Raw genomic sequence first — 23,674 nt, forward strand, 5'->3', positions numbered from 1 at the left:
AGGATAATTGGGGGTCGTAGTAACCCCAATTATCTTGGAAAATGCTAGAAGGGGGGGGCTATCTGGCTACTGCTTAACGCAAGCCATAGCCCCTTTTTATCGTTTTTTACCAACTAACCATAGCTTATTACGAATCCGATTAGGTGCTGAAAAGTAGTAGTCAGGATGTTGACTCGAAACCTCTTCTTTCAGTTGAGAGGTCATGTCAGCCAAAATTTTTTGCCCCTGCTGGTCTCTAGGGACTTTGACAAAAACCGTCACATCATCTTTTCGTATGTCTACGACACTCTTATGTGCACAGTGATTAAAACTACTATTTATGGGATTGAAGGTAGTTATATTCTGATTGTCAATCGTTGTTACTTTTTCTGATTTCTCACGTTGCGTTAGAAACTGACGAAGTTTGAATGTAAAGTATACGGACTTAAAATAGTTGAATAGACTATCAAATCGAAATCGATTCAGAATTTCAAACATTACAGAAACAAATAGTGTAAGTAGAAGGAAGGACATTGCTGTATAAGAATATTTGCTTCCTAAATCTAAATAGCCATTGAACTGGGAGAGGTCAAAAAAACTCAGAGGATTTAGTTTAAACTGATTTGATAGAAAATCCAGAGACCATCCTATAAATCCTGCTAGAAATGAAACTAGAATTAGATTGATATTGATGTTGAATGTCCTCATGAAGTAAGATTTTTTCACCATTAAAGAATTCCTTTCTTTGTGTAATACGTTGGACATAGTAGCGGAAGTACCTGATAAGGATGTTCGTTATCAATTACTTGAATCAGACCTGTTCCATGCCCGATAGGGATAACAATACCTTCTGGGTCGAGGTCAGGGAATAGAAATTGTGTCGTCTTCTTGTTAATGTTGCCAATCTGGATGAGGACATTAAGTTGTTCACGAACAGAAATGGGAATCGTAGTGTGATCGAATCTTTGTGAAACAAGTAACAAATGAAGTTTTGTAGCACGTCCGAGAAGTGCGATAGAAGATAAGAGTGAGAAAAACGATTCTTTAATCGTCTTATTGACTCCCTCAGATAATGCAAGAACTTCATCAATCACAATTGTCATATGGCTGAACTCATGACGTGGATTCTCGTATAGGATTGCTTGACGTTTGTGAATCAGTTCTAGACATTGACTTAATTTCTCATTGATTTCTGATACAAAGTCGGACTTAGAGCGATTTTCAACGGGGTGAAGCACTGCAATTTGATGTTCACGAGCCCAACGACTAGGTGTGTCAAATTTTGGGTCTACTATAATTAAATCAGATTGATGTTTGAGTACACTCAGTAAATAGGTGAGAGCATAGGATTTACCCGAACCACTATTTCCACAGATTGCCATGTGATTGACCTTATCAAGATTGAGAGTGAAATTTTCCATAATTGGAATTTGATTTTTTGGTAAACTTGTTGTGTATCTATCAAGATCAGGAATGACTAATCGTTTTGAAATTCCCACCCTCCACGGAAAGAAAAGTCCTCGCTGAATATGGATATCATCCGTTTTTAGAGGGACGAAGTATGTGGCATTTTGCTTCAATAATGTGTAATGTGGATATAGGGTTGCGTTAGCAATCAAGAAGATTTTATTATAGAGCTCATCATCTAAAATATAGGCACAGGGAAGCCGTGGGATGAAAATGAAACCATTTTCTTGAATGAGGATGTTAAAACTGTTTGTGTAACTCGTTTCGCCTTGCATCAAGGCTCCCAGAGCCATATTAAGGCTCTGGAGCAAGTATGATTGCAAGACGGCATCTGTTTCAGATACCATTATTTAACCTCCTTAATGCCATCAGCTTTAAAGTAAACGTTATAGCGTACTTCAACGGCTTGAAGGTTATCGAATTGAATCAAACTCATGAAATCAGGTAGCTTAATTTTGTCTTCAAACTTAACTTGGAACGGTTCGAGTCCTTCTTGGATGAAGGTTGCCTTGTAAGCGATGATTTCGCCAGTAGGCTTTCCATCCTCAAAGAGTTGCTGTGGTTCAAGTTCCGTACTTAAGCAGTAAATGCCTTGTTTGTTGTCAATGTATTCATTAGCGGTGTTAGTTGAATATCCACCTTTGCGATTACGTGTTTTCATTAGATTTACCTCGTATTTGATTATTTGTCTTAGCTAAGAACAATTTTAGTTTAACGTAATTTCATGAAGTAGACTGTCAGTTTTCCTGACAGTCTACTTTTAAATTTTTGGTATGAGACAGGCTAATTCGGATAACCAATAAGTTAATTTCTCAGCTATTTGATGCGAAGTTTCTTCCTCTGGGAAATCTGAAATAAAGCTTGATAAGGAGTCTAGAAAAATTCCTTTATTTTTTTCAATGATTTGCGCTACTTCTTTCTTTGAGACATTAGAAAATTTTTTTGCTATTGACTTTTTTAAAAAAGTATTTTCAAACGTAGGATCTATCAAAATTGTAGATATTATGTTTTCAATAAGTAGTAGTTCGAATTCAATACTTGGGAAAAATAATTCCCTAGGATTTTTATAATCTAAACTGGTCTGAAAAGCTAACGAAGCATTAAAACTAATATTTCTTTTTCCCTTTAGAATTTGTCCAACTGTTGTTTCGGATAATAACTCAACTTCCCCTTCAGCTGTTTCATATCCAATTTGATTTTGTAACATTTCTCGCTCATTAAGTATTCTCTTGAGCTCTATACCTAACAGTTTGCAATATAATTCCTCTATTACACTTTTATATGTCATTTTACTTCCTTTCCGTCCTTGGACGGAATAGAAACACAGTCGTTTACCGAGCTAAGTATGAAAAAAACACACCAAAGAAACGGTGAAACATTTGACATAGCGAATACCTAAAGATGTAGCTATGTTCTGAGTTTCAATCCGTCCTTTGGTGCACCTTTGGACTTCATAATTTCCTATTTAAATAGGGATAATTACATTATATAGTGAAAAACGTGGTATAATTAAGGTGATTTTTATAAAATAACAACTTAAAAACACCACGTTTTTAAAAGGAAGATTATGATTTTTAAAAGGACAAAGAAGTATTTTATCGATTGTGCTTCATTGAGGCTAGATTCTAAAATTAAAATTATAAATGAGGAACGTAAGTCAGGGGCTTCAACAGAGTATTACTGGTATACAGGTCAAGAAAAGAAAATAAATAAGAAATATAAAAAACTTACGAATAGAGAGATTTCTTCAAGCAATTCTCCGTTAATTAGCCTTATTAGAAGAGGGATGGTAACCTCAAAGAATCCATATCTTTATACTCCTAATGCAATAGAAGATGTTTTGAACAATTGTAAGTTGGATGAATATGGCACAAAATTAGGTTTAGTTAGTAATGAAAAAAAGAAATATATAGCGCGTAATATAATGTTTAAATCTTATGATGAAATTTGCTTTGGTGATCGTTCCGAACATTGGAAACTCAAATCCTTCCTATCATCTATTATTATTTTAGATATTCTTTTTGAATCTTATGATGAAAATCTATGGAGAATAGTTTTAGGATATATGCCACTTAATATTGAATTTGAAAAAATAAGATTAGATGTTGTTGATGTTCAAAAAGTATATAGTATACTTTTTGAAGAGCATTATGAATTATTTATGACAGGGATTTTTCGAGCTACAGAAAAAGCTCTTAATGTTGATACCTTATTTTGGAAATTTTATGAAGAACGTGTAAAAAACGAATCAAAAAACATAAATAAAATAGCATTCGTTGATGTTTATCTGAACGAATTTTACACTGAAATTTTAAAGAAAAAAATTGATAAATTTATTAATGATGGCAGTTATTATGGCTATAAAGAAAAGTATGTTCATGAAAATAGTACTTATCAAAGTTTAGAGTCAATAATTTCAATTCAACAGGAGATGCGTTTGTACCAAGGTGATATGGAATCAGTTGAAATTAGAAAAAAATATGGTAATAAGGTATGGGATGATAATTTGCTAAATGCTCTAAATAAGGATAACATTGATGACGTTCTGGGTAAGTATACTGATGAATATTTAGATTATGAAGATATAGATGCCATATACGCGACATATATATTAGGACTGACAGAAAAATTACTTCATTTAATGAGTAGTTTCCAAAGTTTTAGAGAGGAAAATTCTCATTGGCAAGGCAATTATTTAGGTTATGTCAAAAAATACCAATATGGCAATGAGATCTTAGAATATATACAAACAGGAGATAAAGAGCTCCTGAGACCTTTGATTTATAAAAGCTTACAATATGGAAACAATGGATTTGCAAGAGAAAGATATTTTATAAAAAGACATCCAGATAGCTATTTAGCTCGAGAAGTAAGAAAATTTCATGAATAATTATGTCCAATATGTTTATAGAAAACAATAAAATTGCCTATTTAACTCTCTAGACAGAAACTAAACATATGTTTTAGGTTACCAATATCATAGTAATTACAGGATTTATTAGTATAAAAAATAATAATTATAATGTATTAAGAAATTAGATAAGGTTTTTAACTGGAAATAAATTGACGGCTAATTTAAGAAGTTGTATAATTCTAAGGAATTTAATTTATTCGCAGATAGATGTTTAGAAAGCTAGATTTCTTTCAACATTCTGATTACATTTGGGAGATAAAATTGATAGCCTATGAGGAAAAAATATGAATAACTCTTTTTTATTAGAATATGACATTGAATCTTTATCTAAAGTTATCTACTCTATTACTTCATGGTTTCCAAATAGGAGATTTTTAGGAATAGTAGATAAATTGAATAGAGATTTTATTAATAATGAAAGTAAGATTTTAGGGACTACTAAAATAGATTCATACAGCAAATTTGTAGACTTTTATAAAAAAGCAATTGAGTATTATATACCTGAATACCCAAAAGAAGATTTCCCTATTGATACTGGAAATGTAAGGTTCTATTCAAATGATAGATTTCATAAAATATTTATAGGAAATGGCAATGAAGATACTTATGAAACTTCATTTGTAATAGAATCTTTAGTGCATGATTTTAAGCAATTCAAAGAAATATGGTATGAGATACTTGAATATGAAGATTTAATTATTTCATCCTTAGAACCATTTAAAAGTGAGTTTACTCAAGAAAACTTTGAATGTCCACCTGAGAGTTATTTCAATTTTATATATCAAAATCATGAGCTTTTTTATGATAACGAACTTGCCCAGTATTTCAAAACATTCAAAAGTAATAATGCTGAGTTATATCCATTATTTACTCCTGTTAATAACTTTCCCATATTTTTACCAGTTATGAAAGATTGTTTTATGGAGAGAATAGAAAGCGAAATAGAGGAATCAAAGTTTGAAGAATCTATTTGGTTAAGCTTCTGGAGCAGACTAAATTGTAATTTTACAAAATTCTTTGAACGAGAAGGAAATTCATTTTATAATCTGAGGTTAATTAACAAAGAGGCTAAAGAAAAGATTGATTTAAAAAATACATTGGCATTTTTAAATGAAGATAAATTAATTGTTTTAGAGCCAAGCCAAAATAAAATTTCAGATCACTTAAAAAAAGGAATTATTGATAATACTTACCAGATAGCAGGTCTTTGTCAAGATGGAGAAGTTAGAGGATTTGAGTTTAAGTCCCAGAGCAATATTATTTTTGTTGGAGTTGACACCAAGAGTATATCTCCAAATATCACTAAAACATTCCTATTTGGAGATGATGATGAATATGTATTAAATGCAAGTAGTATTATAGGAATAATTAACAATGCGAATTCAATAAAAGAAATCGTTGATTTTTTTATAGCTTATAACAATAATCAAGATAGAATTATGTCTTTCTCCAATGGAGATGCTTTATTTCGAATGTGGCAATCATCAAATCAGATGATTAATGATGGTGCTTTGAATGTAAATATGGCTTTCTTACCCTATGAAAGTGTTCATTATAATATGGAAACGTTTGATAAAATTGTATTAAACTATCCATTTGAAATAGGGGGAGAGTTTTATAATATTCATGGTTGGAAAATAGTTGATAGGGAACAAACTGATTTGTCACTTATTTCAAAAGCTCATCTTGGATCAATTGATATATTTTCAGAGAATCATAAAAAAATTATATATCGGGAGTTACATTTTATTTTAGAAGATATAAATATCTATGATTACGAACAAATAAAATCTTTTAACGAAATTGTTTTAAATGCTTTATGTCATAATAAAGAAGCAATTTTATCAAACTATGAAAAAGAAACTATGGAGATTAATTTAGTATCTAAGTCTGTGCTTGATAGAAATGCTAATTCTAGATGTCCGATACAAGAAACGAACTATTTTAATAAAATAGTTTTTGTTAAAAATTCCAAATATCAGATAACTTTATTAGCTCCTAGATGGAATAAAATATTTGCTGATAATCTTTCCAAATCAACATTGGAATTTGAAAATACAATTCTAATAAATTTACTAGACAGTTTCCTTTTTAAGGATAGAGTTTTGTTATTTGAAAAAATTAAAGAAACAGACAATGAGAAACGAACTTCAAGCTTATTTGAAGTTAGGGTTGAATATTTTATTCAGCCTCATTTAGAATTCTCAGCTCCTAAAAACTATTCTTTTAAAAGAGTTAGGAAAAGTATTGCTAACATCATTAAAGAACTTGGATTAGAGCCAGGTATATATTGTGAATCAGACATAGTTGCTATCGTAAGATGTTTTAGAAATAAAATACGCGAAGACTTAGTTTCTATGATGTCATTGTATAATCAGTATGACTTGATACTTAAACTACAAAATATATTATCTTTAATTATTTTTAATATTGATATCCACCGCAGAAGATTAACTACATTTTCAGATAACGGAAATCTTCAAACTGTTAAATTAAATAAATTTCGAGAACAAACAATTGATTTACGTGAAGAGGCCCGCGTTTATAAACCAATATTAGAATATCTTATTGAAGAGAATTTAGTAACAGAAAGGGATGATGACGCATTAATTCCAAGTGATGATATTGTTGATGAATTGATTGCTTATGGGAAATACATATTAGATTTTCAACTTCTTTCTGATGCCTATTCGTATGGTGCTAGCAATTGGTTTCAGTTAGAGATTGAAGATAATTATGTTGTAGATATTTCAGAAACGGAAAAGTACTTACAATTTGTTGATGAAATGATAGAAATCAAGTATAAATATGGTGAATACGCAAGTAGAGATAAGGAAATTGACAATAATATAATTGATCTGGTTAAGAAATCGTTCTTTCAAGATACGAAAGTTGATTTTGATTCTTTTATTTGTTTCCTCTCCATATTTTCAAGTAATAGTCATATTTTAAAATTAAAAAATCAAAAATTACTGACTGTAAAAGGAAATGTTGTAACAGGTAAAATAGAAGATTTGGCTAAATATTTTGAAGAGAATTCGGACTATTCAATTGAAATCTTTTATGGTGTTTTGAAATTCTTAGTTATAGAAAAGAAGAAAATTACTACTAATGGAGTAATTCCAATATGGGAGAAAAAGAAAAGAGATAATAAATTTTCTGCTAAACCTATTATTGTTAATCATAATAGCATTATTTTTTCACCTATTATTCTTGATAGGTTGGCAAAAGATTGGACAGAGGGAATGATGAACTTCATTTTACCATATGATATTGGTATGCAAAATACGCTAAATACAATAAATAGTTGGAAAAAATTTTACGAACAACAGATAGTCCAAAATCTTAAGGGCTTATTTAAAGATAATAGGTACGTTACTCATATTGATCAAGAATTATATAAATTAGATATTAAAGGAAATCATCCTAGAAATTTAGGAGATTACGACCTAATTGTGATAGACAATAAGCTGAAAGAAATATTATTATTTGAAGTTAAATATATGCGTTTAAGTCAGACTATGAAAGATAGTATGGGTGATCAAAAAGAATACTTTTTTGGGGGAAAGGCCAAAGGACTAAAGTTCAAACGGCGAGTAGAGTATTTTGAAGAGAATCTAGATGTAATTTGTAGAAATATCGGATTAGAAGAGAGATACTCATTAAAATCATATTTCATTACAAATAAACTAATAAAATCAAACTTTGTGGAATTTCCATTTGAAATTATTAGTTTTAATGAATTTAAATCTCTCAATAATAATTGAATTTCTTTATAAAATTTGAACAGGCTATCAAAGTATTCATTTTCTAAAATTGATAAAAGAGATTTTGTATATATTAACTTCTAAATTTATTTCTCATAAAATGTAGTCATTTGGTTGATTTTTACAGTAACACATCGAAATTCTAAATTTCAAAAATCACTTTAAATCAATATTTTTCGTCATAACTGACGAGTAGTGAATGTCTGCTTGACTTCTGTCTGTAAAAACCAAATAAGGTAAACTTTTGATATTCTGGTTCGATTTTTACTTATTTTTGACGAAAATTTACCTTATTTTGATGCAATTGATTGAAATTAGTTGAAATTTTATTTTCTGAAAACTAGTGAGAACGTTGATTTTAAAGAATTTTGAAATTTGATGAAATAAGTGATGCCCCAACCAGGTCTTAAGAAAGCTCGTAAAGCATCACAATTTAGTAAACGTTAATTCGAGAGAATTACTATACTTACAAAGAGCACCTTTCGGGGTGTTCTTTTTTATATTTTCATACTAAATTGGTGTAATCTGACAAAGTCAGTTGCCTCAGAACGTTAATCAATAAGATACTATCAACGTTTCAAAGCACTTCATGGTTCACACCATGGGGTGTTTTTTGATGATTTTTAGCAAAATTCACACTATTGTTTCTTTGCATTCAACTCAAATTCTTCTGGTCAAATTATTAACAAATCTTCAAGATGAGGGATTGGTGAAATAGGCTGTTTGAGGCTTTTATGCTATACTAGTTTTAATGACAATCTTCTATTTCTAAAGCAACAATAGATCCGTAATTTGTTTTTAATTAAGGAGTTTGGGATTGTAAGAGGGAGATGATATATCTGAAGGAGCATCAATATGAAAAAACGTGCCTTGATTTTACTGGTTTTGTCCCTTGTAGTATTTGGAGGAGGAGCATGGCTAGCACAGGAAACAAATCTATTTCTAAGTCCGCGAGCCAAGCAGTTGGCTTATTTAAAGGAGCATGAAGAGGATATTAAGGAGTTTGTAAAATCTTTAAATCCTAAAGTCGAATCGGTTCAAATAGATTGGAAACAGACACAATGGGATAAGATAGGAAATGGTACACCTCAAGGAGGAGGCGATATTGTTCAGGTTTATGGAGGGTTTAATAATATATCAAACTCAAGCTGGAGTGTGATTATTAAGATTACAGATGGAAAAATTTTAATTAAATCTATTGGAATTGGTAGTCCGTTGCGTATTGGGGGTAAACTGCTTGACTAATAGCAACTTAAAAAATTTTGATAATTTTTACTCAAATTTAACATCATTCATTCCCCACTGACTTCGAATACTTTCCAAAAGTTTTTTTACATTCATGATATAATAAACTAAGATTCCACTATATTGGAGGAAAGAAATGAAAAAACGTACTTTAGTTTGGCTAGTTTTAGCACTTGTAGTATTTGGAGGCGGAGCATGGCTAGCACAAGAAACAAATTTATTTCTAAGCCCACGAGCTAAGCAGTTGGATTATTTAAAGGAACATGAGGAAGAAATTGTAAAATTTGTAAAGTCTAAAAATTCAAAGATTGAATCTGTTCAGATTGCTTGGGATGAAACTAAATGGGAAAAAGTTGGGAATGGGACCCCTCAAGGAGGCGGAGAAATTGTAAATGTATATGGTGGTTTTAATCATATTGAGTCCTCCTCTTGGAATGTTACTTTTGATATTGAGAATGACAAAATTATTCCTAATTCAATGGCTTTAGCCAATTATTTACGAATGGGAGGAAGGATTTTTGACTAACAGTAATTTAAAAACCTTTGATAATTTTTACTCAAATATATAGGAGAAAAAGAATGAAAAAACGTACCTTGGTTTGGCTAGTTTTAGCTCTTGTAGTATTCGGTGGCGGAGCATGGATGGCGAAAGAAGCAAATTTATTTCTGAGCCCACGAGCTAAGCAGTTAGCTTATCTGAAGGAGCATGAAGAAGAAATTGTAAAATTTGTAAAGTCTAAAAATTTAAAGATTGAATCTGTTCAGATGGATTGGAATAGTTTAACTGTTGAACAAATAGGAAATGGAACTCCACAGGGTGGAGGTTATAATCTATCAGTGAAGGGTTCTTTTAATCATATAAAGGATTCTGACTTTACAATAGATTTTCGATTAAAAAATAAAAATGATGTGCTTTCAATAGATCGGATTGGCATGTATAATCAGCCTAGAGTGTTAAAAAATGTAGGTTGGGACAAGTATGACGGATAGTAATCTAAAAGATTATAACAACTTTTATGATAGCTTAATCCCTCACTCATCCCCACTGACTTCGAATACTTGCTAAAAGTATTTTTTTTTACATTCATGATATAATATACTTAGATTCCACTATATAGGAGGAAAGAAATGAAAAAACGTACTTTAGTTTGGCTAATTTTAGCACTTGTAATTTTTGGAGGAGGCGCATGGATGGCACAGAAAACAAATCTATTTGGAGGAATAACTCTGAGCCCACGGGCTAAGCAGTTGGCTTATCTGAAGGAGCATGAAGAGGAGATGGCGAACTTTATAAAGTCTAGAAATCCTAAAGTCGAAAGTGTCCAATTTGATTGGGATAGTATGAAAGTAGAAAATATAGGAAATGGTACCCCTCAAGGTGGGGGATATATTATAACATTGGATGGAAAAATAAATAACAATGAAGATACTGAATTTACAATTGGTTTCCCTATAGAATATAATAGCAATAGTATTCCCAATATTAAGAAAATTTCTGAAATGCAACCGATAAGAGTTTTGAAAGGCAACGTATGGGAGATTTATGACTAACAGTAATTTAAAAACCTTTGATAATTTTTATGCGGATTTAGCGCAATCGGCTTATACTGGTCGTCCCAATAATTTTCCACCTAAAAATAATTCAATAGAAGCAAGAGTGTTTGACTATTCAAAAGAAATAATTTATAACGAAGAAATCACCCCTGGAGGTAAACATCTACCCCATAATGGTAGAGTCTACTTGCAGCCGGATCCTGATTTGCGAGATACTTATAAAGTTACATCGATACCAGTTCCTGATGCGAATGGGATGAGGCAGGATATTCGTCACAAACGGTATCAAAAAGGACTCTTAACTGATGATGAAGCTGGTTTCAGTGCCTACTACTTAACGGATACGCCTACCTTGACTAATGATACTACGAAAACCTATATGACCATCCGCGGAAGTGATGCCATCAGTAAAGAAAATTGGAACGACTGGGTTGACAACGATGCTAAGTTCGCTCTCAATCATATCCATACGCCGCAAGCCAAGTTAGCAACAGTAGGAATGAAAACGAAAATCGCTGAGATGCGCGAAAAGGCTCCAAATGCGACGATGGACATCACAGGTCACTCCTTAGGGACCATTGTCTCTGCCCAAGGGGTAGCTGGCCTTACTGATCAAGAACTGGAGAAAATCGGCAAAGTGGTCCTCTTTGACGGCCCGGACACGACAAAGAGTTTAAAGAAAATGGGACTCAGCGATGAGAAAATCAAAAAGATCAGCGAAAAAATCGAGTACTATGTCAATCCATTTGATGTCGTGGGGATGCTCAATCGTGAGCATACCATCACCAAATTACCGGGGGACTCCGATGAACCTCTTAAGAAACCCGTCGGTAAAGTCAATGTCCTCGTTCCCCTTCATTATACCCAAATTACTGATCCGGAAAGCTCCCATGACTTTGGTGTTTTCCAATCGGATGGAAAGGGAAATTTATTGACCGCGTCTGAGGATTTTCACCCAGAATTGCTCAGGGCAGGTGAAAAGCTAGCTCGACTGATAGCGACAACGTTGGATTCCCTCCGGGCTTTAGGAGTCGATGAAAATGTAGCCTCAAATGTTTTAAATGCCATTATGAGGGGTGAGTTTAAAATAAAGGCAGCTATTGGTTATGCTGTTTACGAGAATTTTACAACTGAATATAGTAAAATTGTCGAAGAAGCTCGTCAGGAATCTATAAAGTGGGATCGAGAAGCTATTCCTCGTTATCAGGAACAACTGAGAAATGGCAATCTTACAGGAGAAAAGAGGATTTTGGTTCGAGCTCAGTTGCTTCAGACAGCAGCCCAGTTGGCAAATTTTGACATGGAAGACAAAGTTAAATCTGTGAAAACCTTACTTTCAGATGCTAAGGAAGATATTCAAAACATGATAAAAGAAACAAGACAGACAGCGTTTGACATGGTTGGATATTTGTCAAGTTCAGAAGTTACAAATCTACTTTCTGGTTTTGACACAACAAGCTTTTGGGATGAAGGCGTTGCAAGTGACACGAAGACAGCAGCAACATCCTTCCTGACACAAATTGAGCAGCTAGGGGAAAGCCTGGTTAAAGCTAGTGGTTCCTTTGAAACCATAGATACAAATAGTGCTGAAGATTTTAACAATCTATTGGCGGATGTAAAACAAACATGGAGGGAAAAAAATGTTAGTCCTAACGGATGAGGATACTTTAATTACAAGAGAGCAACTCGACAGAGGCTTCAAAGAAAGAATGAAGGAACAAGAACGCCAAGCAGTCAGGGCCTTAGTAACTGCAAAAGAACTGTCAATCCTTGCTAAGGGAGTGGAGTTGGCTAAAAAGTTGCAAGAAGCAGCCTCAGATATGCAAGAGTACGCCTCTAAGACTTATGTAAACAATATTAAGGGTGGATTTGAGGGCAAGGCCGCTGATGCTGCTGAAACTTACTTGACCCAGACCATGCAAACACCTGCTTTACAAAGTCCTATCAAGAACTAGGAGAAAACTTGTGATGGATAAAAAGGAACTTCAGAAACTAGAGGATGAGCATAATCGTAAATTACGAGACTTAGAGCGTTTGGAGATGGATTTGGATGATGATTTCCACAAGTTTAGTAGGGAGACGGATCATCTCCTGGAGGCGCTTTCCTATGCATGCAGAGACAGTAGTTTTGCTGAAATTCAACCATATATCTTTGAGATAGAGAACAATTTAGATAACTATCATCAACTTTACAAGAGTCGTATAGAGAATGTGTTAGAAGCTCGCCATCAAGAGAATAAAAACTTTCATAGAAAGTTAGAAGAAAAGAACGTTTGACAAATATACCTTATAAAAGAAGGATGATATGAGTTTGTTATACTTTGTTATTATAAATAAAAAAAAGAAGTAATTATACAAGAAAAGTAGATAATTTAACCCTTCTTACTAGTTTTTAGATGGAAATAGCTCTTATTTTTTTATAAATAGAATAAAAAATGAATTTTAAACTTGCAATTGAGGCAAATTATTGATATAATGAGGGCATAAATTAATATAAAGGAGTTTCACATGGCTTTAATTCAATTAACAACAGAAGAATTGCGCACCTCTGCTCAAAAGTACACTCAAGGTTCTGAGGAAGTAAGACAAGTACTTCGTACATTGACTCAAGAGCAAAATACTATCCGAGACAACTGGAAAGGTGCTGCTTTTGAGAGCTTTGATCGCCAATTCACAGAATTGTCTCCAAAAATTGAGGAGTTTGCAACTTTGCTTGATGAAATCAATGCACAGTTGAACAAGGTTGCTGAAATTGTTGAACAAAACGACCAAGATCTTGCATCACAAATTTAATTTGTTATATAAGTGGCTTTAGGAAGGCGAGAGCCTTCCTATTTTTTATGACGGAGAAAATTTAAAGTAATATGAGGAAGAATAGAATTTTTAAATATATAGGAAGTAGTCTGCTGGCATTAGGATTGCTTGCATTGATTATTTTTTTGAATCTATCTGTTCAAAAAAATACAACGATTAGCAATGAAAATAATGCAAAGGCTAATCAGCAGACAAAATTAAATGTAGCTATCGTAAATGAAGATAAGCCTGTCTACGTAGATACAAAAGAATACAATCTAGGTGCTAGTTATGTAAAAAATATCGAGCGTGATAATTCACAAAATTGGTCTGTTGTCCCTCGTGGAGCAGCTGATTCTGGGTTAGAAAGTGGGAAATACCAACTCGTTTTAACAATTCCTAGTGACTTTTCTGAAAAAATACTCGATATTAACAGCATCAATGTTGATAAGACAACCATCAATTATAAGGTGAATGCGCAAGGAAATTTGCAAGTAGAAAATGATGCAAATAAACTAGCGAAAGACATTGTTTCTGATTTGAATGGTCAGTTAGTTGACATGTATATGGCTAGTATTTTGAACAACCTTTATACAGCACAAAAGAATGTTCAAGCTAGCTCACAGATACAAGCGACCAATATCGGAAACTATCGTACGAATTTATATAATACAGCTATCAACTCTAAAAATCTTTTCCCAACTCTCTATAGTATGTCTAGTTCTTCTGTTGACGCCAACAGTGCTTTAAAGACAGGTTTGGATAGTTATTCTCAGATTTTTGGTCGTTATGACGTTTCACAGATTGCCTATGGTAAAAAGCTTGACACTCTGCTTCAGGATAGGGTCACTGAGAAGAAAAATCATGCGGATGTTATCACTGGGCTCATTTCTCAGAGTCGGGAAGACGTTAAGGGACAAATTGAAACTTATAAGGAATTAATTAAAGCTCAAGGTAGTCTGACTTCTAATATAGATGGAACAGCAGCATCTTCTGATGGTACGTCATCTGAAGTTAGACCTTCCTATAAAACAGTCGCAGAAAGCATCGGCAAAAAGATTGAGAGTTTAAAGAACAATCTAACAGATGAAAGAACCAAGTTTGAAAATCATAAAAAGGATATTCATAACTTTATTGATGAGAAATTAGCTGCTTACTATGGAACAAGTGAGAAGAGCAAAATCACTCTTAAGCAATTTTTGGATACAGCTGCAAACAAAGACCTAGAGAAGGCTGTAGAATCTCTCAAAGAGCAGTTGGCTTCTGCAATCTCAGAATTACCAAAAGAAGACTTTAGTGGAAAAGAATTTAGTGGTTTTGGTATGACACCAATCACAATTCCTTCTGTAAACTATACTGAATTAAAAACAATCAAAGAGCCTAGTGACGAAATCAATTCGACTGATTTGAAGAATTTGGAAGATCTAGCAATCACGAGTACGAGTGCTGTTGGACGAACAGGAACAAAGGCTAAGGTATCGTGGAAAGCTGAATCAGGAGTGACAGTTCACTCAGTCACTTATGATGGTACACCAGTTGAGTTTGGTCAAGAAATTGATTTGAAGACGGGTGGGACTTTTAAAGTAGCCTATAGTGTTGCAGAGACAACCTCAACTACAACTACAGGTTCAACCGGGACTCCAAGTCCAGCTCCAAAAGCAGAGCTAAAATCAATTAATATTTCCTTGAATGATGTCCAAGCAGCCAGTGCTCCAGTAGATGTGTTACGTGTTCAGCAAGCAGCAGTGACTTATGGACAAAAGGTTCAGAAAATAGCTTCTGACTACCAAAAGGTGGAAGCACTCAGACAAGCATACAATGCTGTCAAAGAGTTACGAGATAGTGATGTAACAGATGCTTTGTCAAATATTTGGCTTGAAGCTATTAGTTCAAATCTGAAGAAATATGAAGACAGCTTAACTACACCTGCTAGCGATACAGAAACTGATGGTGTCAAAGGGAAAGTAGATAAAGCCTTATCAGAATTGACTACTCTGAAGCCTGTTTTAGAAAAAAATGTGCAGGATGTTTTGACTACCAACCAAGAATTGGATACCAAAATAAAGGACCAATTGGATAAGTACGGAAAGTTAAAAGAGAAACTAGATGATTTGGTTGAGAAGCAAGGGGGGAGCAATTCTGCTTTTGAAGAGACTGATAAACAATTGGCCACCCTAAAATCGGATTATGCAGCTCTATTGTCAGAAACTACGGGTGTGAAGGAGTCTTCTCAAAGTAATGTCAAAGCTGCAGAGTCTGTGAATGAAACTTTAGGTAAGTTCAATCGTGAATTGTCAAACGCTCAAACAAGTACTGAAAAGTTGTCACAAGATGCTGACTCCTTGATGACGCAGTTTAACGAAGAATTGACTAACAATGGAAACTTTGTAGAATCCTTTGTGAAGGTTCTGAATAATGCCTATCAAAATGGGGTACCAAACGAAGTATTGTTGAACTTCTTATCCAATCCTGTTACCCAAAATTCTACTTCAGTAAAAGCGACTGTCAATGTTTACCGTCCATTTACATGGATTTTACTATTGGAGATTGTTAGCCTCTTTACAGCCTATCTGTTTGCAACTCAAAACGTTATTCGCAAAGTCAAAGATAAGTTCAAACTTGATAAGTTACATGATACAGACTTGATGACGGTAACCATCCTATCTGCTTTAAGTCTCGTTGTCGGATTGGTAGTTGGTGTTGTATCAAGTGTTCAGCTACAGGTTGGCCGTGAATATCAACCATCTTGGGTTCTATTAATTGTTTTAGCCGCATTTGTACTGATTCAAGGACAATATCTATTGCTTAAACATTTCCGAGTGATTGGTATGGGACTCTCCTTCTTTATGATGATTAGCTTTGTCTACCTATCAAATGCTATTGGGACAACAGCAAGTTTAACTGGTTTCCCAGCCTTTATCAAAAACCTCAATGCGTTATCGATATTAGAAGGTTTGCTCTCAGGATACTTTGATGGACATCCAGCAGCAATTATCGCTTTTGTTGCAACGATTGTTGTCATAGCTGTTTTACTTGTTATAAATGTTTTTATCAGGGAAAGTAGTTTGTGGTTTCAAGCAAGCCAAGCTGAGAAAGAATAGAAATTAGAAATATGAAGAAAATCATTCTTTTCCTTCTTACCTTAGTAACATGTGCAGCAGTCTCTGGGGCTGCTGCAGATGATTTGAAGGATAACAGTCTGCAGATTGATGATTCCCGACTTGAAAAGAAAGAGGGATTGAAATTTGGTCTACAGTCTGAACAAATCAAGGAGCTTTTTAATGAAGCGACTCAAAAGAGGTTGCAGGACATGCAACAGCATCAAGAGGAACAGTTGATCACAGAAAGGGGCCAACTGTTTTCTGCTATACAGAGACCAGTGAAAAAATCTTCTGAAGAACAGTTGTTTCAGCCCAATGCTCAAAAAACAATTAAATTTCAAACAAATATAGGCCATGTAGAAAAAGGTGGTCTGAATGAATTTCTTCCAGAGATATTCTATGTGGTGTTGATTTTCTTGCTTTTTGGAGCAACGGCAGTAATGAGTTATCGTGTGATGGTAGAAGGGATGGACTAATTTTACAACTAGTCTGTCTAAATAACTTAGAAAAGGATAAACCAAACATAGGAGGCGTGAAAAAAGGTGGAGCAACATATCAATATTACCCTACGTTTGAGAGAAAGAGATGTGGATATTCGCATTCCACGGCGAATTGAAGTGCGCCGGCTGGTGCGAGAAGTGGATACGATTTTTAATCCAGGTATCAAGCGAAAAAAATATCAATTAAGAATTGTCAATAAAGGTTTGTTGATTGATGAAGGGAAACATCTGTCTGATTATCCTATGACGACAGGAGATTTAGTAGAAATTGAGGAGATATAGGTGGCTGAAGAAAAATTTGAATTTGGTGGACAGTCGTTTGTCTATGAAAAAAATGAAACAAACTGGGAATTAAAACTCAAACGTTCAGATGTTGCGAGTCAAGATTTACGGGAACTCTTACTATTGGATTTGCATCATCCATTCTTTTTGGAGCAATCGATGGTGTCTGATGAGGATAGCGTCACCTTCTCCTATCAAGTCGAAGCTCATGGACTGACTTATGAGGAAATAAAGGAACGCACCATTTCGGAAAGAATCCGTTTGGCCCTAAACGTTTTTCGTCTAGAGGGCGCCTTGGAGTTACCTGTGACTTTCCTTTTGCACCCAGTAAATCTCTTTATTACCAAGGATGCTCAGGCTAAGATTGCTTATCGTGGAATTCCTGGTTTGATGGTTCCTCAATCCATATCCTCAGAAGATTTTTTACGCCAGGCCAAATGTTTTACAGTAACACTATTTAGCGATTTGGATTTCATGGATCTTTATAATGGTTCCTTGGAATTAGAGACCTTGCCAGACTTCTTAAATGACCTATGTCAGGCAGATGATATAGAGGCTGCAGTAGCTGTTTTGGAGAAGTACTACACGGAGAAGGCTGCGAAAGAACGGGCAGATTTGGTCTTGGTTCCAAGTAGACGCCATCGTGTCTTTAAATTGGCAACGATTTGGTTAACAGCCAGCGTTGTCTTGCTAATCGTTCCACTGATCTATCTGATTTTTGTGCAAAATCCTTTCAAAGAAAAGATGTTGCAGGCTGATACTGCCTTTATTAAAGTGGATTATAGTGGTGTTATTACAGAATTAGAGAGAATTGATCCAGCTAGCTTGCCGAATACGCAAAAGTATGAGTTGGCTTACTCTTATATTCAGGGGTTGGAATTTTCTTCTGAACAAAAGAAAGTCATCTTGAACAACGTAACACTCAAGTCAGATGAGCTTTATTTGACTTACTGGATCCAGGTTGGGCGCAATCGTTTTGAAGAGGCTCTTGATATTGCCAAACGGATTAACGACAGTGACTTGATTCTCTATGCTTTGACTCAGGAAATCAAGCAGGTTCGAGAAGATGGTAACTTGTCAGGAAAAGACCGTGAAAGTAAGTTGAATACTTTGGAAAGCGAGTATAAGAAATACTGGGATAGTCGAAGTGAGCTACTAACGAGTGAATCAAGCTCCAATGCTTCTACAACTCCTAACCCTCAAGACAAGGCTTCTGAAAGCAAACCGTCATCTGAGAAGAAACCTGTTCCAAGTAGCTCCTCTAGTAATTAAAGTAGACCAAGGAGAGAAATTATGAAAAAACAAATCATTTTCTACAGCCAAGGTCTGCGTTATGAAGTTGAACTGAGTGCAGATAAGACGGTCTTGGTCGGGGCGACTGAAAAGGCCCAAGTCTACCTTTCTCAACAGGAAAGACCGATTCAAATCAAGGTCGATGGTGACGAGGTCTTTTATCAGTACGACGATGAAGCGGGACTTTTGAAAGATGGTCTGCGTTTGGGTGAGGTCGTCTTTTATCTCCGAGAAGGGGAGCCAAAGGTTTATGACCTTTTGGATTTATCAGAGTTTCAGATTGGCTCTCAAAGAGGTGCGTTGATCACCCTAGATGGAGATGTTGAATTCTTACTCCAAAAATCCCAAAATCAATGGAAGCTAACTCGACTAAAAGGCGCATTTTATCGAAACAATCATCTGGAACAAATGGACCAGCAATTGATTGGTTTTGGAGATGAGTTGAGTCTAGGGGCGGTGACGATCAAGTTCTATCCTGATGAAGTATGGGTCCAGGGTCCTGCCCAAGTTGGGCCACAACTGACTCTGAGAGAACCATCTCGATATGGTTTTTATGAAGATTATCCAGATTATCATCGTTCTCCACGGATCATTTATCGTGGCAGCGAAGATAAAATCTTGATCAATCCCCCAGGTCAGGAGCCGGTTAAGCCGAGTGATGAACTGTTAAAGCTGATCGTTCCTCCTTTGATGATGGTCGGGGTAACCGTCTTAATCACCTTAATTCAACCTCGAGGGATCTATATCCTTGCGACAGTAGGGATGTCCATAACCACAATGATTTTTTCTATCCGTGGTTTTATCAAAAATCGTAAAAAGTACAAGGCTGATAAGAAGGAACGGGTCGATCTCTATCGTCTTTACCTGAAAGATAAGGTCAAGGAATTGACTCGTCTGGAACGAGAACAAAAAGAAGGGATGCACTATCATTTTCCAACGGTTTTAGAGTTGACGGACTTGGTTGAGAGTTACAATCACCGAATTTACGAAAAGACTCCCTTGCATTTTGACTTTTTATACTATCGTTTGGGACTCGGGAAAATGCCGACTAGCTATGACTTGAAATACGGTCAACAGGAGCGTAGCGGTAAGAAGGATGCTCTAGAAGAAGAGGGTTACGCTCTCTATAGTCGTCACAAAAAAATCCCAGATATGCCAATCCCGGCAAACCTCAGCCATGGACCGGTGGGTTATATTGGACCTAGAAATCTCGTTCTAGAACAACTGCAACTTTTGGTGATGCAGCTAGCGACTTTCCATTCTTATCATGATGTGCAGTTTATTACGATCTTACCTGAAGAGGAAAAAGAGCAATGGTCTTGGATGCGTTGGCTTCCTCATGCCAAACTGCAAGAACTCAATGTCCGCGGTTTTGTCTACAATCAACGAACACGGGACCAAGTTCTGAATAGTTTGAACCAAATCTTGAAACTACGTCGTAGTCAAAAGGAAGAAGCATCCCACAAGGAGAGCACCCTCTTCCATCCTCATTACGTGGTTTTAGTGACCGATGAGAAGCTGATTTTGGATCATATCATCATGGAGTTCTTTACCGAAGATCCAACGGAATTAGGCTGTTCTCTAATCTTTGTAGAGGATGTCATGAGTTCCTTGTCTGAGAACATCCAGACAGTGATCAATATCAAGGACCGTAATACAGGCCAACTGGTCATGGAAGAAGGAGTCTTGAAAGAGACGGACTTCCGTTTGGATCATTTCCCAGCAGATTATGATAAGGAGCGGATCGCCCGTACCTTGGCACCGCTCAATCACCTCCAAAACCTGAAGAGTTCGATCCCAGATTCTGTGACCTTTATGGAAATGTATGGGGCGGAGACCTTTGAGGATTTGCAGGTATCGAGCCGTTGGAAAAAGAACGCACCTTACAAGAGTTTGGCTGTGCCAATTGGTCTGCGTGGTCAGGATGATCTGGTTCAGCTCAATCTGCATGAAAAAGCCCATGGACCTCATGGATTGATCGCAGGGACGACTGGTTCAGGGAAGTCCGAAACCATCCAATCCTATATCCTATCCCTCGCTGTCAACTTCCACCCTCATGATGTGGCTTTCTTGCTGATCGACTATAAGGGTGGTGGGATGGCCAATCTCTTTAAAAATCTGCCCCATCTCTTGGGGACGATTACCAACTTGGATGGTGCCCAATCTATGCGGGCTCTGGCTTCGATCAATGCGGAGATCCATCGTCGTGAACGACTCTTTGGAGAGTTCGAAGTCAACCATATCAATCAATACCAGAAGAAATTTAAAAACGGAGAAGCGACAGAACCACTCCCTCACCTCTTTCTCATCTCAGATGAGTTCGCAGAGCTCAAGGTTAACCAGCCAGACTTTATCAAGGAGCTGGTATCCATCGCGCGTGTCGGACGTTCCCTCGGGGTCCACTTGATCCTAGCTACCCAGAAACCATCTGGTGTGGTTGATGACCAGATCTGGTCTAACTCACGCTTCAAGATCGCCCTTAAGGTGGCGGACCGTTCGGACTCGAATGAAATGCTTCATACACCAGATGCGGCTGAAATCACCCAGACGGGACGTGCCTATCTGCAAGTCGGAAACAATGAAGTCTATGAGCTCTTCCAGTCTGCCTGGTCAGGCGCGGATTACCAGCCGGACAAGGACGATATGGGGATCGAGGATCATACCATCTACCTGATCAATGAATTGGGGCAATATGAGATTTTGAATGAAGACCTATCAGGCTTAGAAGATGTGGATGAGATCAAGGAAGTTCCAACAGAGTTGGATGCGATAGTGCACCATATCCAGCTCTTGTGTGAGGAACAAGAGATTCCTCCAGTGCCACAACCATGGTTGCCACCGCTCAAAGAGCGAATCACGCTAGACGAACTGGAAGAAGTACAGCCAGCAGTAGCCTGGACACAAGAGAAACCACTCTCTGTCCTCTTGGGGATGGCGGATATTCCGCAGGCCCAGAAGCAGGAAGCTGTCTCTATCAATCTCTCCAAGGATGGTCATATCCTCCTTTACGGAAGTCCGGGTACAGGAAAGACCACCTTCCTTCAGACTGCTGGTATGGACTTGGCTCGCAAATTCAGTCCAAAGGCTCTTACCATGTACTTGATGGACTTTGGTACCAATGGTTTGGCTCCATTGTCCAAGCTTCCACAGGTGGCGGATACCATGCTTTTGGACCAAACAGAGAAGATCTCTAAATTTGTACGAATCATGGAGCGCGAACTCAACCGTCGTAAGAAACTCCTTGCGGACTATGGTGTTGGGACCTTAGACCTCTACCGTCAGGCCAGTGGTCAGGAAGAGCCGGCTATCGTTATCCTCTTAGATAGCTATGAAGCCTTCAAGGAAGAAGCCTATGAGGCGGAACTCTTCAAGCTCTTGGTGCGTATCTCCCGTGAAGGTCTCAGTATCGGGGTTCACCTCTTGATGACAGCCGGTCGTCAGACCAACCTTCGTGCTCAGCTCTACTCGAACTTCAAGCACCAGTTGAGCCTACCACAGAATGAGGCAGGTGAAGTGCGAGCTATCGTGGGCTCTACGCCCCTTGCCATGACCATGGAAGATATCAAGGGACGTGCTCTTATGAAACGTGAAGAGGTGGATGTCATCCAGCTAGCACTTCCAGTTTATGGAGCCAATGACACCCAAGTCCTCAACAACCTGCGCCAAGCAGTCGCTTCCCTCCAAGAAGCCTGGACCGGCCAGCGCCCAAGTGCCATTCCGATGGTGCCAGAGGAGTTGACAGAGAAAGACTTCTATAGCCGAGCAAGCGTGCAGACTGCCTATGAACACGGACTCGTGCCATTAGGACTTGACTTGGAGACAGTTGAACCTGTTACATGGAACCTGGCTAAAGGAAATCTCCTTTACTTAACAGATAAAGAAGAGCAGATGACGGCCTTGGTGAAACACATTGCCAAAGGGAAACAGAAGGTCATCGTCTTGGCACCGAAGTATCATAGCCTACCTGAAATGGAAGGTGTGACGATTATTAGTAACTCTGAAGACTATCTAAGTGCTATCGCAAGTATAGAGAAGCGAATTAATGAGCGTTTAGAGCAAAACGAAAGAGAACACGTAGCAACAGTAGTTGTCTACAATTTAATTGAATTGGTGAGTGAATTAAACTCAGAAGCACTTGATACATTGGCTTATGTCCTAGATAAAGGAATACGAGCTGGATATGGTTCAATTGTAATGAGTTCGCCACTAATCACCAAGCATATCGATGTAATCTCAAAAACTGCTCGTTCTTATAAGCAGGCTATTTTAGCACTTCGCTTAAGCGATCAATCAGTTCTGACAGTGATCAACAGACCTGTCCGAGAGTCACAGTTGGAAGAACAAGAACATTACTATGTGGCCGATGGGTTGGCAAGTAAAATGAAAGTATTAATGGTATAAGGAGGAGAAATGGGAAAAGCAGCAATACAAGCTCAGATAGATGCTAAACGTGGAGAAATCACTGATTTAAATAGCCAAATTAGTCGGTTAGAAGGCTGTAAAAAAGCACTAACAGATTTTTCGACGGATATAGAATATGTGTTGACGAGCAATGACAATATTGAAACGACCTATTATTTAGCAGGAACACCATATTTAAATGAAACCAATAATGAAGAGAAAATACTAAAAACAGCTAAACAAAAGCTTTCAGCAAAGAGTGATGACGTAGTGGCCAAATTGACTCAGAAAATTTCTGAATTAGAGACAGAGAAGTCGGGGATTAGCCTTAGTATTAGTTGGTTAGAAATTGAAAAAAGTCTAACAACGGAGGAGTAA

Annotated in this window: 20 protein-coding genes; 16 read left to right on the plus strand and 4 right to left on the minus strand. The window is 36.4% G+C overall.

All coding sequences use genetic code 11. The features are described from left to right. Positions 1–96 precede the first annotated feature (96 nt). The 4 genes from KX728_RS01380 to KX728_RS01395 all read right to left on the minus strand — a co-directional run bounded on the left by KX728_RS01380 (position 97) and on the right by KX728_RS01395 (position 2,734). On the minus strand, positions 97–708 hold the full coding sequence (locus tag KX728_RS01380) for a hypothetical protein (RefSeq protein ID WP_215805054.1): 612 nt from the start codon (positions 706–708) through the stop codon (positions 97–99). Further along, on the minus strand, positions 708–1,793 hold the full coding sequence (locus KX728_RS01385) for an AAA family ATPase (RefSeq protein ID WP_215805053.1): 1,086 nt from the start codon (positions 1,791–1,793) through the stop codon (positions 708–710). The genes KX728_RS01380 and KX728_RS01385 overlap by 1 nt, the downstream gene beginning before the upstream one ends. Beyond that, positions 1,793–2,107, minus strand: a complete 315-nt coding sequence (locus tag KX728_RS01390) for a hypothetical protein (RefSeq protein WP_215805052.1) — start codon at positions 2,105–2,107, stop codon at positions 1,793–1,795. The genes KX728_RS01385 and KX728_RS01390 overlap by 1 nt, the downstream gene beginning before the upstream one ends. 99 nt (positions 2,108–2,206) lie before the next feature. Further along, positions 2,207–2,734: a hypothetical protein gene (locus tag KX728_RS01395; protein ID WP_215805051.1), complete on the minus strand. Its 528-nt coding sequence runs from the start codon at positions 2,732–2,734 to the stop codon at positions 2,207–2,209. A gap of 279 nt (positions 2,735–3,013) precedes the next feature. Between KX728_RS01395 and KX728_RS01400 the strand changes: the two genes are divergently transcribed. From KX728_RS01400 to KX728_RS01475, 16 genes are all read left to right on the plus strand, one after another. Next, a complete protein-coding gene (locus tag KX728_RS01400; protein ID WP_215805050.1) occupies positions 3,014–4,336 on the plus strand; it encodes a hypothetical protein in 1,323 nt (440 codons plus the stop codon). Positions 4,337–4,644: 308 nt separating this feature from the next. Beyond that, positions 4,645–8,127 carry a hypothetical protein gene (locus KX728_RS01405; RefSeq protein ID WP_215805049.1) on the plus strand — a complete coding sequence of 1,161 codons (3,483 nt, stop codon included), beginning with the start codon at positions 4,645–4,647 and terminating at the stop codon, positions 8,125–8,127. A gap of 855 nt (positions 8,128–8,982) precedes the next feature. Continuing rightward, entirely contained in the window at positions 8,983–9,372 is a 390-nt protein-coding gene (locus tag KX728_RS01410; RefSeq protein WP_215805048.1) for a hypothetical protein, read from the plus strand. Positions 9,373–9,508: 136 nt separating this feature from the next. Further along, positions 9,509–9,898, plus strand: a complete 390-nt coding sequence (locus KX728_RS01415; RefSeq protein WP_215805047.1) for a hypothetical protein — start codon at positions 9,509–9,511, stop codon at positions 9,896–9,898. Positions 9,899–9,951: 53 nt separating this feature from the next. After that, the gene (locus KX728_RS01420) at positions 9,952–10,362 is read left to right on the plus strand and encodes a hypothetical protein (protein ID WP_215805046.1); all 411 of its coding nucleotides are present in this window, start codon (positions 9,952–9,954) and stop codon (positions 10,360–10,362) included. A gap of 138 nt (positions 10,363–10,500) precedes the next feature. Further along, positions 10,501–10,923 (plus strand): hypothetical protein, encoded by a 423-nt coding sequence (locus tag KX728_RS01425; RefSeq protein WP_215805045.1) that lies wholly within the window; start codon positions 10,501–10,503, stop codon positions 10,921–10,923. Beyond that, on the plus strand, positions 10,916–12,586 hold the full coding sequence (locus tag KX728_RS01430) for a cutinase family protein (protein WP_215805044.1): 1,671 nt from the start codon (positions 10,916–10,918) through the stop codon (positions 12,584–12,586). Before KX728_RS01425 ends, KX728_RS01430 begins: the two co-directional genes overlap by 8 nt. Then, positions 12,567–12,881, plus strand: a complete 315-nt coding sequence (locus KX728_RS01435; protein WP_042903175.1) for a hypothetical protein — start codon at positions 12,567–12,569, stop codon at positions 12,879–12,881. The genes KX728_RS01430 and KX728_RS01435 overlap by 20 nt, the downstream gene beginning before the upstream one ends. A 13-nt stretch (positions 12,882–12,894) precedes the next feature. After that, positions 12,895–13,203, plus strand: coding sequence for a hypothetical protein (locus KX728_RS01440; RefSeq protein ID WP_000358232.1), 309 nt, complete (start codon positions 12,895–12,897; stop codon positions 13,201–13,203). Between the two features lie 231 nt (positions 13,204–13,434). Next, positions 13,435–13,719: a WXG100 family type VII secretion target gene (locus KX728_RS01445; RefSeq protein ID WP_001173991.1), complete on the plus strand. Its 285-nt coding sequence runs from the start codon at positions 13,435–13,437 to the stop codon at positions 13,717–13,719. A gap of 71 nt (positions 13,720–13,790) precedes the next feature. Next, on the plus strand, positions 13,791–16,820 hold the full coding sequence (esaA, locus tag KX728_RS01450) for a type VII secretion protein EsaA (protein WP_215805043.1): 3,030 nt from the start codon (positions 13,791–13,793) through the stop codon (positions 16,818–16,820). 11 nt (positions 16,821–16,831) lie between these two features. Continuing rightward, positions 16,832–17,296 carry a type VII secretion protein EssA gene (gene essA / locus KX728_RS01455; protein WP_049519733.1) on the plus strand — a complete coding sequence of 155 codons (465 nt, stop codon included), beginning with the start codon at positions 16,832–16,834 and terminating at the stop codon, positions 17,294–17,296. Between the two features lie 66 nt (positions 17,297–17,362). Then, complete coding sequence (locus KX728_RS01460; RefSeq protein WP_000434883.1) at positions 17,363–17,602, plus strand: EsaB/YukD family protein; 240 nt, start codon at positions 17,363–17,365, stop codon at positions 17,600–17,602. Beyond that, positions 17,603–18,874, plus strand: coding sequence for a type VII secretion protein EssB (gene essB, locus KX728_RS01465; RefSeq protein WP_000796947.1), 1,272 nt, complete (start codon positions 17,603–17,605; stop codon positions 18,872–18,874). 21 nt (positions 18,875–18,895) lie between these two features. Continuing rightward, positions 18,896–23,296 carry a type VII secretion protein EssC gene (essC, locus tag KX728_RS01470; protein WP_215805042.1) on the plus strand — a complete coding sequence of 1,467 codons (4,401 nt, stop codon included), beginning with the start codon at positions 18,896–18,898 and terminating at the stop codon, positions 23,294–23,296. A 9-nt stretch (positions 23,297–23,305) separates the two neighbouring features. After that, positions 23,306–23,674 (plus strand): DUF5082 family protein, encoded by a 369-nt coding sequence (locus KX728_RS01475; protein WP_215805041.1) that lies wholly within the window; start codon positions 23,306–23,308, stop codon positions 23,672–23,674.

This window comes from Streptococcus oralis, from assembly GCF_019334565.1.
In the GTDB taxonomy this organism is placed as follows: Bacteria; Bacillota; Bacilli; order Lactobacillales; family Streptococcaceae; genus Streptococcus; species Streptococcus oralis_CR.

Coding starts and splice junctions, on each gene's coding strand:
- esaA (WP_215805043.1), top strand. CDS start 13,791: ATGAGGAAGAATAGAATTTTTAAATATATAGGAAGTAGTCTGCTGGCA.
- KX728_RS01385 (WP_215805053.1), bottom strand. CDS start 1,793: ATGGTATCTGAAACAGATGCCGTCTTGCAATCATACTTGCTCCAGAGC.
- essC (WP_215805042.1), top strand. CDS start 18,896: ATGAAAAAACAAATCATTTTCTACAGCCAAGGTCTGCGTTATGAAGTT.
- KX728_RS01400 (WP_215805050.1), top strand. CDS start 3,014: ATGATTTTTAAAAGGACAAAGAAGTATTTTATCGATTGTGCTTCATTG.
- KX728_RS01415 (WP_215805047.1), top strand. CDS start 9,509: ATGAAAAAACGTACTTTAGTTTGGCTAGTTTTAGCACTTGTAGTATTT.
- KX728_RS01380 (WP_215805054.1), bottom strand. CDS start 708: ATGGTGAAAAAATCTTACTTCATGAGGACATTCAACATCAATATCAAT.
- KX728_RS01475 (WP_215805041.1), top strand. CDS start 23,306: ATGGGAAAAGCAGCAATACAAGCTCAGATAGATGCTAAACGTGGAGAA.
- KX728_RS01405 (WP_215805049.1), top strand. CDS start 4,645: ATGAATAACTCTTTTTTATTAGAATATGACATTGAATCTTTATCTAAA.
- KX728_RS01445 (WP_001173991.1), top strand. CDS start 13,435: ATGGCTTTAATTCAATTAACAACAGAAGAATTGCGCACCTCTGCTCAA.
- KX728_RS01425 (WP_215805045.1), top strand. CDS start 10,501: ATGAAAAAACGTACTTTAGTTTGGCTAATTTTAGCACTTGTAATTTTT.
- KX728_RS01390 (WP_215805052.1), bottom strand. CDS start 2,107: ATGAAAACACGTAATCGCAAAGGTGGATATTCAACTAACACCGCTAAT.
- KX728_RS01430 (WP_215805044.1), top strand. CDS start 10,916: ATGACTAACAGTAATTTAAAAACCTTTGATAATTTTTATGCGGATTTA.
- KX728_RS01440 (WP_000358232.1), top strand. CDS start 12,895: ATGGATAAAAAGGAACTTCAGAAACTAGAGGATGAGCATAATCGTAAA.
- KX728_RS01410 (WP_215805048.1), top strand. CDS start 8,983: ATGAAAAAACGTGCCTTGATTTTACTGGTTTTGTCCCTTGTAGTATTT.
- KX728_RS01395 (WP_215805051.1), bottom strand. CDS start 2,734: ATGACATATAAAAGTGTAATAGAGGAATTATATTGCAAACTGTTAGGT.
- KX728_RS01435 (WP_042903175.1), top strand. CDS start 12,567: ATGTTAGTCCTAACGGATGAGGATACTTTAATTACAAGAGAGCAACTC.
- KX728_RS01420 (WP_215805046.1), top strand. CDS start 9,952: ATGAAAAAACGTACCTTGGTTTGGCTAGTTTTAGCTCTTGTAGTATTC.
- essA (WP_049519733.1), top strand. CDS start 16,832: ATGAAGAAAATCATTCTTTTCCTTCTTACCTTAGTAACATGTGCAGCA.